The organism is Alteromonas lipotrueae, assembly GCF_019249215.1.
GTDB lineage: Bacteria > Pseudomonadota > Gammaproteobacteria > Enterobacterales > Alteromonadaceae > Alteromonas > Alteromonas lipotrueae.
On record NZ_JAESDI010000009.1, the window covers coordinates 209,518 to 222,453 of the forward strand.

The 12,936-nt window shown below is 44.4% G+C and carries 11 protein-coding genes; 3 read left to right on the forward strand and 8 right to left on the reverse strand.

The window, feature by feature from the left end:
- Positions 1 to 94: 94 nt before the first annotated feature.
- Positions 95 to 415, reverse strand: coding sequence for a hypothetical protein (locus JKP82_RS12820; RefSeq protein WP_159530820.1), 321 nt, complete (start codon positions 413 to 415; stop codon positions 95 to 97).
- Positions 416 to 773: 358 nt separating this feature from the next.
- Here JKP82_RS12820 and JKP82_RS12825 point away from each other — a divergent pair, with 358 nt between their 5' ends.
- The 3 genes from JKP82_RS12825 (at position 774) to JKP82_RS12835 (ending at position 6,542) form a co-directional block, all read left to right on the forward strand.
- Positions 774 to 2,597: a M2 family metallopeptidase gene (locus JKP82_RS12825; protein WP_159530822.1), complete on the forward strand. Its 1,824-nt coding sequence runs from the start codon at positions 774 to 776 to the stop codon at positions 2,595 to 2,597.
- Between the two features lie 162 nt (positions 2,598 to 2,759).
- The gene (locus JKP82_RS12830) at positions 2,760 to 5,723 is read left to right on the forward strand and encodes a ligand-binding sensor domain-containing diguanylate cyclase (protein WP_218397291.1); all 2,964 of its coding nucleotides are present in this window, start codon (positions 2,760 to 2,762) and stop codon (positions 5,721 to 5,723) included.
- Positions 5,724 to 5,906: 183 nt separating this feature from the next.
- Positions 5,907 to 6,542 (forward strand): SDR family oxidoreductase, encoded by a 636-nt coding sequence (locus JKP82_RS12835; RefSeq protein WP_159530826.1) that lies wholly within the window; start codon positions 5,907 to 5,909, stop codon positions 6,540 to 6,542.
- Positions 6,543 to 6,642: 100 nt separating this feature from the next.
- Here the strand turns inward: JKP82_RS12835 and JKP82_RS12840 are convergent, their stop codons facing one another.
- From JKP82_RS12840 to fabF, 7 genes are all read right to left on the reverse strand, one after another.
- A complete protein-coding gene (locus JKP82_RS12840) occupies positions 6,643 to 7,200 on the reverse strand; it encodes a pyridoxamine 5'-phosphate oxidase family protein (RefSeq protein WP_159530828.1) in 558 nt (185 codons plus the stop codon).
- Between the two features lie 20 nt (positions 7,201 to 7,220).
- Positions 7,221 to 8,000 carry a TatD family hydrolase gene (locus tag JKP82_RS12845; protein WP_159530830.1) on the reverse strand — a complete coding sequence of 260 codons (780 nt, stop codon included), beginning with the start codon at positions 7,998 to 8,000 and terminating at the stop codon, positions 7,221 to 7,223.
- Positions 8,001 to 8,043: 43 nt separating this feature from the next.
- Complete coding sequence (holB, locus tag JKP82_RS12850; RefSeq protein WP_218397293.1) at positions 8,044 to 8,940, reverse strand: DNA polymerase III subunit delta'; 897 nt, start codon at positions 8,938 to 8,940, stop codon at positions 8,044 to 8,046.
- On the reverse strand, positions 8,940 to 9,557 hold the full coding sequence (gene tmk, locus JKP82_RS12855) for a dTMP kinase (RefSeq protein WP_218397295.1): 618 nt from the start codon (positions 9,555 to 9,557) through the stop codon (positions 8,940 to 8,942). Before tmk ends, holB begins: the two co-directional genes overlap by 1 nt.
- Before the next feature lie 21 nt (positions 9,558 to 9,578).
- Positions 9,579 to 10,619, reverse strand: a complete 1,041-nt coding sequence (mltG, locus tag JKP82_RS12860) for an endolytic transglycosylase MltG (protein ID WP_218397297.1) — start codon at positions 10,617 to 10,619, stop codon at positions 9,579 to 9,581.
- The gene (gene pabC / locus JKP82_RS12865) at positions 10,603 to 11,544 is read right to left on the reverse strand and encodes an aminodeoxychorismate lyase (protein ID WP_218397298.1); all 942 of its coding nucleotides are present in this window, start codon (positions 11,542 to 11,544) and stop codon (positions 10,603 to 10,605) included. The genes mltG and pabC overlap by 17 nt, the downstream gene beginning before the upstream one ends.
- 118 nt (positions 11,545 to 11,662) lie before the next feature.
- Positions 11,663 to 12,901, reverse strand: a complete 1,239-nt coding sequence (gene fabF, locus JKP82_RS12870; RefSeq protein ID WP_057792376.1) for a beta-ketoacyl-ACP synthase II — start codon at positions 12,899 to 12,901, stop codon at positions 11,663 to 11,665.
- Positions 12,902 to 12,936: the final 35 nt, after the last annotated feature.

Genomic DNA, 12,936 nt, shown 5'->3' on the forward strand with positions numbered 1-12,936 from the left:
AACTTAGACTTTATCAAATTTGCTAAAAATACGCATTTAGATATGAGCCTGCACTATCTTAGAATGCTCGACCCATTTTTATCATTCCACATCGTTACTGATTGTAAGCGTATGAAAATACTAGCTTACAGTTTATATGCTTTAACATTTTATTGACCGAGGAAGGAACATCAACAATGTTGTTGTCTTTACTACTAAGCACCGACAAATAAATATCGCAATTGGCAAGTGCGACTTGTTGGCGCTCGAAAAAAATCATCAATGGGTCAAAGATATCTTCGGTAAGTGGAATTATTCCCACATAACAATTTTTATCTTCAACATAGCGAGTAGATGAATTCGCCACTTCTCGTTCTAACGTGTGAGCTTGTAATTTATTGAGCGATAGAAACCTAAAACTAACCTCTACATTCATTTAAATTCCTGAGATTACCGTTGGCTTATAATACTAAGCCAACTAAAAATGGCATTGAGCCTATTAAGGTGAGACTCAAAGCCTACCCTCTGCACGCTTAAAATAAAACAAGATTTCACACAATGTACCCGGGTTATAAGACAGCTTATGAGGCGGCTTATGAGCTAAAATCTAAAAATAGCGATAGCAGACTAAGCCTTTATTTTTCGCTTTACGCTATTCACCTTTACACAAAATCATTTAGCCATCGCTTTTTGTTGCAAATTTGTTTTACAAAGCGTGCTAGTCACTCCAAAATATAACGCTAAAATATATGTACTCCCCAATACATAAAAACAACAACGACAAGAGCAAACTTATGTTTTCAACTAAACGCACTATCGTCGCAGCGCTAGTTAGCATTACGCTAATAGGTTGCGGTGAAGCTACTACTAAAACTGAAACCACACCTGCGGCACCTACCGCGCAAGATGCGCAAGAATTCCTTATTAATGCGCAAAACGACATTAGTAAAATGCAGGTGCCAGCCGCACATGCCGAGTGGAGTTACGCCACTAACATCAATTTTGATACCGCCGCAGTCAGTGCCTATTTTAATGAAGTACTGTCCAGCAAAGTAGCGGTATTAGCCAAAGAAGCGGCTAAATTTAACGATGTTGAAGTAGATGAAAATACCCGTCGTCAACTCAATTTGCTCAAAAACGGGCTTACCATGCCACCTCCGTCAGAACCTGCGAAAGCAGAGCAACTTGCTAAAATTGGTTCTGAGCTTAGTGCAATGTATGGTTCTGGTCAGTACTGCATGGAAGATGGCACCTGTAAAAGCTTGGTAGAAATGAGCAGTGAAATGGCGACTGTTCGCGATGCCGACACCTTACTAGAGTACTGGAAAGGTTGGCGTGAAGTGTCTGTGCCTATGAAGCCGCTTTATGAACAACAGGTCAATTTGGCTAACGAAGGCGCTGCTGAATTAGGCTTTCAAAACGTTAGCGAACTATGGCGCGGTAAATACGATATGCCAGCCGACGACTTCCCGAAAGAACTTGATAGGTTGTGGGGACAAGTTGCGCCTTTCTACGAATCGTTGCACTGTCACGTTCGTGCTAAGTTGGGTGAGCATTATGGTGAAGAATTAGTACCTCAAGACCAACCTATTCCAGCGCACTTGTTAGGCAATATGTGGGCGCAAACGTGGGGCAATGTTTACGATATCGTGAAGCCTGAACAAGAGATGACGGTGCCAGACGTGACATCATCACTTGTTGCGCAGGACTATGATGAAATAAAAATGGTGAAACAGGCTGAGTCTTTCTTTTCTTCACTGGGCTTTGCGCCGCTGCCTGATACGTTTTGGGAGCGTTCTATGTTCCAAAAACCTGAAGGTCGAGACGCACAGTGTCACGCTTCAGCCTGGGACTTAGACGACAAAGACGATTTACGTATAAAAATGTGTATCCAAAAAACGGGGGAAGAGTTTAATGTTATTCACCATGAACTGGGTCACAACTATTATCAGCGTGCCTATAAAGACCAACCTTTATTGTACCGTGGTTCAGCTAACGATGGCTTCCATGAAGCGATTGGCGACACCATTGCCTTGTCGATCACGCCAAAGTACCTCAAAGAAATTGGTTTGATTGACGAAATTCCAGACGCGTCTAACGACATAGGCATGCTAATGCAGGTGGCGCTAGATAAGATTGCCTTTATTCCATTTGGCCTGATGGTCGATCAGTGGCGCTGGAAAGTCATGGCAGGTGAAGTATCACCTGAGCAATACAATACACTTTGGTGGGAATTAAGAGAAAAATACCAAGGCGTAAAAGCACCGGTAGACAGACCTGCTGATGCGTTTGACCCAGGTGCTAAATACCATGTTCCCGCTAATGTGCCCTACACGCGCTATTTCTTAGCACATATTTTGCAATTCCAATTCCACAAAGCGTTATGTGATATTGCGGGTGATGAAGGCCCACTTAATCGCTGTTCTATTTATAACAGTGAAGAAGCAGGTACAGCACTAAACGCCATGCTTGAAATGGGCATGAGCCAGCCATGGCAAAAGGCGTTAGAAACCCTCACTGGCTCGCCTGAAATGGATGCAAGTACCATTGCTGACTACTTTGCACCGTTAAAATCATGGTTAGATGAGCAAAATGCTACGCGTCAGTGTGGCTGGTAATGTTTTAGCCAACTAAATGATTTAATAGTAGAACCTCGTTAATCGGGGTTTTTTTTTATCTGCGCTTGTATCTCGTAAATGCAAAATTAATACTTATGTCCCATTTTTACTAGGTTAACCCTAGTATATCGTAACGCTTGTTCCCAATTCCCGAGCGTATTTATGAAGTTTGTAGTGGTAAGATTTCTGGTTACCGCCACTATGCTATTACCTATTGTTTTTTCTTTAGCTGCCACATCTCGTGCCGCTGACTTCCCCCTGCCCGTGTTTAAAAGCTTTTCAATCGAAGAAGGCTTATCGCAGGTATCGGTTTTAGATATCGCAGAAGATAACAACGGCTATATTTGGCTGGCGACACAGTCGGGGATCGACAGGTTTGATGGGAACGAATTTAAGCATCTCGGTAAATGGCAAGAGACTGAGTCTGACGGGCTTTACGCTGCAACTACCTTTCAAATTGAGGCTTCGTTAGACAAAGAATACTTGTGGGTGGGTACTATTGGTGGGGTAAGCAAGTTTCATATCGAAACGACAACGTTCGAACACTTCCCCATAACTGTATCCAGCAAAATAAAAGCCGGCTCAATCAAACGAATAAAGATTGATAAGAATGGCAACGTTTGGGTTATTAGCGGCCGTGCGCTTTATCGTTTTTCATCACTTTCAAACAAACTGGTTCAAGTTGCTGTTTTAGATAACATAACCAGTACGTTAACCGACATCGTTTTTGATAGAAACAGTCACGTTTGGCTTAGTTCAACATCAGGGCTATACAAGCTTAATACGGCTTTCAATACCTTAGAGCTTCAGCAACTGGCGGACACAAACTTAACATTGATGGCATTAGCTGCTGACGAGAGCTTGTGGATTGGCACAGGCGCTAACGGTCTTTGCCGTTACCCCTTATTTGCGAAAAACGATTTTTCCGAGTCTACTTGTTTTGATGAAAGCAACGGCCTTTCATCTAATGATGTGCTGAATGTTTTATTTCAGCGTAATGGTAATATTTGGGTTGCTACGGGCGGCGGAGTAAATATTATTCCGGCTAAAGACACATCAGAGATTGTGTCGTTATCGGTCTCTCAATCGAAACTCGCCAATAATTACATTACCGCGCTATATCAAACAGAAGCTGGTGCCATTATAGCTGGGTCTCGCGACAATGGGTTTTCTATTCACAACCCTGTGCTGGCCAACTTTTCAACTAGCGCAGCTATTGGCAATAATATCTCTGGTATTGCGGCACATTCAGATACCTCAGTGTGGCTTGCTACTGAAGAAAACCTTTGGCATTACAATTATCAATCTGGCAAGGTTCGCGGCCCCTATACCTCAACACTCGAGTCTGAAGGCAAATCATCTTCAAACAAGCTTTTAACCGTGCATTACGATAAACCGTCAGACTCAGTTTGGCTATCGACTCGCGCGGGGCTAGCAAAACTAAATACCACCACCGAACAAGTAGATTTGGTGGCCTTGGAGGGCAAGGCCGGCTATACCCTTAATGTAGATGCAGACGGTGATGTTTGGTACGGCGGCTATAGCGACGGTGTTTTTGTGTATCGCCCTTCCGAAAATCGAGTTATTCGCCAATGGCCTATTTCGCTAACCACTCGCATTGTATTTGAAGATAACGAGAGCGCATGGCTGGCCAGCATATCGGGTTTATACTTTGCCAATAAATTTACGGGTGAAATCCGTAATATTGGTGAAAGTAGCAGTAATTTTCCTAAAGATGCGGTGGTGACGTGGGTTTCTCGTTCTATTCGTGGCGGCTATTGGATTGGCACACAGTCAAACGGCATCTATTTTATGGTGCTTGGAGATGACGAAGTATCTTCAGTATCATTTAACCAAATAGAAGCAGACAGCTACTTAAGCAACATCTCGATTGGCGCTATTGTTGAAGATCAAGAAAACGCACTCTGGATCTCAACAACCGTCGGCATTGCACATATCGATTCTACCTTATCGTCGGTTTCTTATTTTGGGGCACAAAATGGTGTTAGTGAAGCTGGTTACTACATAGGCGCTGCCGTAAAAACCGTTGACGACACTATTTTCATGGGCAGCCCACAGGGTCTCACTCGCTTCAAGCCAAGTGATATCAAACAACAGCCTTGGTCGCCTAAGGTCAATATCTCGCATATTGAAATTATTAATGAACAAAGCAGTGATTCGAAAGACCTCTTCCCGAATACCAATATCGAAGAATTAATCCTTAGCTCAGACAATGTTTCATTTTCTGTAGAATTCGCGGCGCTCGATTTTACTCGTGCAAATGAAGTAAGTTACGCCTACCTATTATCAGGGTTTGATAATAAATGGCGTTTTACCGACCATCGCCGCCGCGGAGTAACCTACACCAATTTGGCCCCTGGGAATTACACCCTCACTATTCGAGCGATGAATAAAGAAAAAGTATGGAGCCCAAATGAAGCCAAGCTGAAAATCAGTATTGTCCCCCCTTGGTGGGACAAACCCATCTGGCGAAGTGCCATTATCGTTTCGGCTTTTCTACTGTTAACGCTACTTGTGTGGTGGCGTATTCGAACCCTTAAAAACCGTTCGGTTGTGCTTGCAAAAATGGTCGAAGAAAAAACCAAAGATCTTGAAGACGTAGTAGATAAACTAACGTTGCTATCAAGCCAAGACTCGTTAACCGGATTGAAAAATAGGCGCTATTTTACAAGCAGAGCGCTCGAGGCTTGGGACAGTTACGAGCGTTATGCACAGGCATTTTCTTTGCTTATTGTAGATATTGATTGGTTTAAACAAATTAACGACACTTACGGTCACCATGTAGGCGATCTTATATTGGTTAAGGTGGCAGAACTGCTACGCACGAGTTTGAGAAATTCCGACGTTATTTGTCGTTGGGGTGGCGAAGAGTTTCTTATTCTATTGCCTGAGCTTAATGCGCATGAATGCTACTGGGTAGGTGAGAAATTAAGAAAAGCGGTTGAGAAAACCTCATTTCACTGCGAAGGACATGATGTGAAAGTGACTATCACCGCGGGGATAGCTGATATTCGTGAAAGCGATAGCGTAGAGCAATGCATTCACGCAGCTGATAAAAAACTCTACAAAGGTAAAGCCCAGGGGCGCAATGCTGTTGTTAAATAGCCTTATGTTAACCTGCTGATTTAGCCGCTGCTTTACCTATTATGTAAACCACTCTTCTCCCGAGTGTAATTAATTTATGCCTTAACGCCGACCAGCGCAGTATGATGAAACTCATCGTACTGTGTGATCGAAATCCCCTCCCACGCTTATGAATAACCATATTCAATCATGGAGGTAACATTTATGGCTAAGGTTCTTGTCATTGGCGCATCAGGCCAAATTGGTAAGCAGGCTACTGGAAAATTACTTGAAGCAGGTCACCACGTGGTAGCGCCTGTACGAAGCCCCGAAAAGCTAAACGACTTTGAAAACGACAACCTCGTCATTAAAGAACAAGATCTTGAAAAAGACTTTTCTGAACATTTCGAAGGTGTCGATTGCGTTGTATTCGTTGCCGGCAGCGGCGGCAATTCAGGCGATGATAAAACACTCCTTATAGATCTATGGGCAGCGCGAAACGCAGCGAATTATGCCAAGGTAGCGAGTACGCCTAAATTTGTGATGGTAAGTTCAATAGGGGCCGGCGAGCCAGACGCAGTTAGCTCTAGCATTAAGCCTTATTTAGTCGCTAAACACATGGCTGATGAGCACCTGATGAACAGCGGCGTGCCTTATATCATTCTACGCCCCGGTACTCTCTTAAACGAGCCAGGTACACATTTGGTATCTACCGACATGCCTGACAACCAAGACGATGCAGTGATTCCTAGAGAGGACGTGGCTACAGCTATTGTGGAAGCAGTTAATCGCAGCGACACAAGTAATGTCACTACTTACTTGTTTAAAGGTGATACGCCAATTTCGAAAATTTTCGAGTAAAAGAATGTAAGCAAAAGGATAAAATTAAAAACGCCGGACATTGTGCTGGCGTTTTTTCGTATGCGTATAGGCTTGATTGTTAGAATTCAACTTTAGCGCATCAGGGGATAATAGACTGGCTTATCCAGTTCCCCTTATCGTCACGACGATGTAACTCTCGATACTGCGGATTACCGCGCAAATTCAAATAATCCACGTTCACAATATCTAGCAAAATTACGCAAAAATGTTCGGGAGCGACAGAGTAGTCGCCCGCAATCTGAAGCGGTAACCCGTTGTTTCTTGGCGTACCTGGGTCGCCCCATAGAAACTGCTTTTTACCTGCATCAGACAATTTAGCCCAATGAGACTCTATGAGTGACCTATCTTCGTTTTCAGTCATGATAGTCGCAATTACGCTAAATCGATATTGCTCACGAGTTTTCGAAAAATACCAACAGCCTTGCGCTTTCGCTTGCTGTGACAATTGGGTGTATTTTTCGGTACGGGTGTCTGAAATAACAATCAGCTTGTTGTCATCACTTAAGCCTCGGTACACCACGGTTCTGCAGTACGGCACGCCGTCTTTGTCAGCAGTTGCCAACTGAAAATAACGGCTCTCAGGCATACTTCTGCTAGCGTGTAAGCTTTTTGTCAACCCTGTGCGCCACTGCGGCATCGTTAAAACTCTCCGGTCGCTTAAGCGGCTTTGCGTTGGGCAAGTGAAAACAAAGTGTAGAAGTTTTCAGTCGTAATACGTGCTAACTCTTTTACCGAAATACCTTTCAATTCGGCAATGAATTCTGCGACTTCTACCACATAGCCAGGCTGATTTTGTTTACCTCTGTGAGGCACCGGTGCCAGCCAAGGGGAGTCGGTTTCAATTAATAAGCGCTCAAGTGGAATTGCTTTTACAACGTCTCGTAATTCACTGGCGGAATTAAATGTCACTATGCCAGAAATTGAAATATAAAAATCCATTTCAATGGCAGCCTGCGCCATTTCTAGCGATTCGGTAAAACAATGTAGCACGCCCTTTGTGTGGCTGGCTTTATGCTCGCGCAATAAATTAATGGTATCGTCACGGGCATCGCGGGTATGAATAATAAGCGGCTTTTTCGTTTCGTTAGCCACGTTAATATGGTCAACAAACGACGTTAGCTGAACTTCTTTACTTTCAGGGCTATAAAAGTAGTCTAAGCCTGTTTCACCAATGGCCACTACCGCATCGTCTTGCGCTTTTTCAAGTAACTCATCGTAAGTACATGCATCTTCTTGGTGAAGCGGGTGTACGCCGCAAGAAACAGAAACATCATTAAAGCCTTTTACCGTTTCTAACATACTGTCGTAATCGCTCACCGATACGCACACACATAAAAAGTGCTCTACACCGCGGGTGCGGGCAAAGTTAAGGGTTTCTGCCAATTCTTCTGGCGATTGCTTTAATCTGTCTAAATGACAATGTGAATCTACAAACAAAATATACCTATCTTTTTTAAGGCTAACCCACTATAACCGCGGCCTAGCGCTGAAATTGTTTCAAAATACTTACCAACACCATGGATTTATTCACCCCAGGGTGCTGTAAGGTTTTTACTGCCTCTACACAGGCGCGATAACGCGCGTAATCTTGCGCTTGCTGGCGTTCTACATACGATTTATGTGCCATGTGTTGACACCACGTTGCTACCTGAACAGCATCGCTCTGCCATTTATTCGCAAGCGCTAAAAGCTGCTGACTTCCAGTACCAGCAAGTAATGCGCCCATACCATCTGTAAAAGTACGATAATTAAAGTCGCTTTCGCTATTAAGTGCTGCTTCTAAACGAAGTGGCGCATAGCCATAGGCTTCTAATAACGCTTCGCTGGCATCTTGTACGCCCTGTTGCTGTAAATAGGCCAAACTACTTTGTACGTCAGGCAAACCGAGCGAATGTTTTTCACATCGACTCAAAATAGTGGGCATTATTCTGTTCAGGCTGTCAGTGATTAGCAACAAGTACGTATTATTGGTGGGCTCTTCTAACGTTTTCAATAGTGCATTGGCCGCCGCCTCAGTCATGCTATCGGCCACGGGGATCACCAGCACCTTATTGCCCCCCATTTGCGCCGTACCGCTTAACTTGGCAATACCTTCACGAATTTTATCCACGCCCAATTGTTTTTCGCTTTCTAGCACGTAAAAATCGGGGTGATTTCCAGCAAGCCGTAAATGACAGCTTTGGCAATCATTACAGGCCCCTTGCTGGGTTGGCTTTTTGCACAACAGCGCATCCGACAGCCCTGCAACCAATTTTGCTTTACCAATACCTTTAGCGCCAATGAATAACAGCGCATGGTGCAGCTTGTTATTAAAATAGCGTACAAGCAATTCGTTATAGGTATCAGTGAACCAAGGAAGCATTTGCCCAGATTGCATTAAGAAAGGTACTCCTGCACAGCGGTTATCACGTCTTTATGTACATCTTCCATAGCTTGCATGGCATTAATCACCACAATACTGTCGTCTTGTGCTGCTAAGCTTAAGTACCGTTCACGAGTACGCTCAAAAAAGGCCAAGCCTGCTTGTTCAATGCGATCTAGCTCTCCCCTGCCTCTAGCGCGTTCTAGCCCTATGGCTGGCTCAACGTCTAAGTACAAGGTTAAATTTGGCTTAAAACCGTTAAGCGCTATTTTGCTAATGGCAGTCATGGTATTAGCGCTTACGCCGCGACCACCGCCTTGATAGGCTTGTGAAGACAAGTCATGCCTGTCACCTACTACCCACTGCCCTGCATTTAACGCCGGAAGTATACGGTTAGTTAATAACTGTACCCGTGCGGCGTACATCAACAGTAATTCTGTTTCTTCGGCTACGGTTTCGTCCCAGTCGTGTTTAACACACTCGCGTATCGCCTCGGCCATAGGCGTACCGCCAGGCTCGCGCGTTTGCTCAACCGCAATACCTGCGTCTTGCAAATGCTTTACGATAAGCCCAATCACTGAACTTTTTCCGGCCCCTTCAAGGCCCTCTACTACAATAAACTTTCCGTTCATAATTATTCGTTGCTGGACTTATTATTTTCTATTTAACTGATATTTTCGCACAGCTGCATTATGGGCTGCCAGCGAAGATGAAAATTCGTGGCTACCATCACCCCTAGCCACAAAATACAAAGCATCGGTTTCCATTGGGTTTAACGCGGCCCAAATGGCTTCCTTACCGGCCATCGCAATAGGCGTGGGCGGTAAACCTTTAATTGTATACGTGTTGTAAGGTGTGGGCGTACGAAGGTGCTTACGGGTAATATTACCATCATACGCATCGCCAATGCCGTAAATAACGGTGGGATCGGTTTGTAATCTCATATTTTTCCGCAGTCGGTTTACAAATACCCCCGCTATTTTGGTTCGTTCTGCACTCACTGCGGTTTCTTTTTCAATAATACTTGCCAATATTAGGGCGTCGTACGGTGAGTTCAATGGCAAATCTGCTTGCCGTTGCTGCCACTGGGTTTCGACATAATCTAACATGGCCTTGTGGGCGCGTTTTAAAATGCTACTGGCCGCAGTGTTAGCGGTAAAGAAATACGTATCGGCTAAAAATAAGCCTTCGGCGCTGCTAGCTTCACTCAGCCATAGCATTGGCGCTTTTTCCTCATTTACCGAGCTTGAGATATTAATCGTCTCTTCAACCTGATCCAGCGATACATCGTTTATCAGTTCAGTTTGCGCCTTTAACGTAACCAACCACTCTTTTAGTGTCAGTCCTTCTACCAAGCTCACGGCAAAATAGTGCTCGTCACCACGGCTTAATATACCGAATACTTCTCGTAGTGATAACCCAGGTGCTAAACGGTAAGTACCCGATTTCACGTGGGTATTGGCAGCGAAAAATTTGAGCCAAAGTTTTGTCGCTAATTCAGGGCTATCAAGTAACTCACGCGCCCGAAGCTCCCTTACCACTTTATATCCGTTACTGCCCTTTTCTACCGTATAAAGCTGCGGTTGAGAAATCGACAAGGGTGATGAAGCTTGCCCGTTTACATATAAAACACCAAAGGTAATTGCACCTACAACAAGCGCTAGCATTATCCCAATGCTAATAACTATTCGCATGATCGTCCTGAATTTTATCTAATACTAATTTAGCGAGGGTCTTTGCCCCTTGGTGGGACGCGCTGAATTCCAATTCATTGCTAATCTCTTTGTCATTATTATTGTAAATGACTTTATTTACTGGCATCACGCCCATTAAGGCATTGGTGATAACTAATGCTTTTGCGTTAGTTAAATCTGCCAGTGTGTATTCGCCTTCATGAACGCTTGAGGGGTTGCCAATTATGTCCCTGTCTTTTGAAGAGCTTGCTTTTAACATACTTAATAAACACTGGCGCACAACACCATTTACACCACAGTTATTTACCTTTGGTGTGTGCCATCCACTATCGGTTTGAAAAAATACGTTTCCCGCACTGGCTTCAATAAGGTGCCCTTGCGTGTCGAACACCAAGGCATCATCGGCATTGGCCGCGATAACTTCACGCTTAACCAATACCTGCTCTAACCGGTTCATATGTTTAATACCACCAAGCAAAGGCTGAATTGCCAGCGGTGTTTTCGCATTTATAAGGGTTAAACCGCTAGCAGCAAGTTCAGAATAATGTGCCGGATAAGCATGCGTGGAAAACCGAACAATCGCAGGTGCGTGGCTATCTCGCGCGTAACCACGACCGCCTTCTCCTGAAGATACATGAATCTTCATTACTCTTTGAGTCTTCGTGTGTTCAAGCGATGCGTTAAGCGTACTGACATACTCGTCAATAGCAGTTCTCAGTGTAGCCATATTGAGGGGAATGGCTAACGCTTTGGCATCATGATTCAGCCTAGCGAGATGAAAAGACAGCAGCTCTACTTTCCCCTGGCTAACACACATAGTAGTAAACACCCCATCACCATAGTTCAGTGCCCTGTCGTTAAGGGCAATTGCATCGGCGGATGAAGAGGTTAAAGATGCGGTGTCGGTGTTTGCGACTATTTTCACAACTAGCTCTAATTAGTAACGTCTAGGGCGCAGTATACCAAGTTGTTGTGCGCAAACAAGAAAGGCAGCTTGCGCTGCCTTTATTCAATAACTAGGGTATCCAAACGTATGTTCGGGCTTAAATTCTTTTAAAGATAAGCGAACCGTTAGTACCACCAAAGCCAAATGAATTACACAGCGCATAGTCTGAAGTAAACATTTTTGCTTTATTAGCCACGAAGTCTAAGTCACATCCTTCGCTTGGCTCATCCAAGTTAATGGTAGGCGGTGCCATTTTGTCACGTAGTGCTAATATAGTGAAAATAGCTTCTACAGAGCCTGCTGCACCAAGTAAATGACCTGTCATCGACTTAGTAGAGCTTACCAGCATGTTATGCGCATGTTCGTTGAATACACGCTTAACCGCTGCTACTTCTGCAATATCACCCGCTGGTGTAGATGTACCATGCGCGTTAACGTAACCAATTTCACTGCTCTCAATTTTTGCATCGCGAATAGCGTTACTCATTGAAGCCGCTGCACCTTCACCGTCAGCAGGTGGTGATGTCATATGATAGGCATCGCCACTCATACCAAAACCAACAAGTTCAGCATAAATGGTTGCACCACGTGCTTTCGCCGCTTCGTATTCTTCTAGCATCACTACGCCAGCACCTTCGCCCATGACGAAACCATCACGATCTTTATCCCAAGGACGACTGGCGCCTTGAGGATCGTCGTTTCGTGCAGACAATGCACGTGCCGCAGCAAAACCAGCTATACCTAATGGCGTAATAGACGCTTCTGAACCGCCTGCTAGCATGGCATCTGCATCGTCATACGCGATAGTACGCGCAGCAATACCAATGTTATGCACACCAGTGGTACATGCCGTCACTACGTTTAGGTTTGGCCCTTTAAGCCCTTCCATGATAGACAAAAAGCCAGAAATCATGTTGGTAATAGTAGAAGGCACAAAAAATGGCGAAACGCGCTTAGGACCGCTATTCATTAATTTAGTGTGGTTTTGTTCGATTTGTTCTAGCCCACCAATGCCTGAACCAATAGCTACACCTACACGATGTGCATTTTCTTCAGTTATCGTTAAGCCCGAATCAGCCATGGCCTGTTTACCCGCTGCAATACCCAGCTGAATAAACCTGTCCATTTTTTTCGTTTCTTTCTTTTCTATATATTCCTGCGGGTCAAAGTTATCAACTTGACCTGCGAAACGGGTGGAATAGTCACTGCAATCAAAATGGGTGATTTCACCAATACCGCTTTCGCCTGCTAACAGACGACGCCAAGTCTCATCTACAGAAAGACCCAAAGGTGAAAGCATGCCAAGACCAGTAACCACTACGCGACGTTTTGTCACAAAAAGCCCTCGCATTGGAACTAATAAGGTGGGAA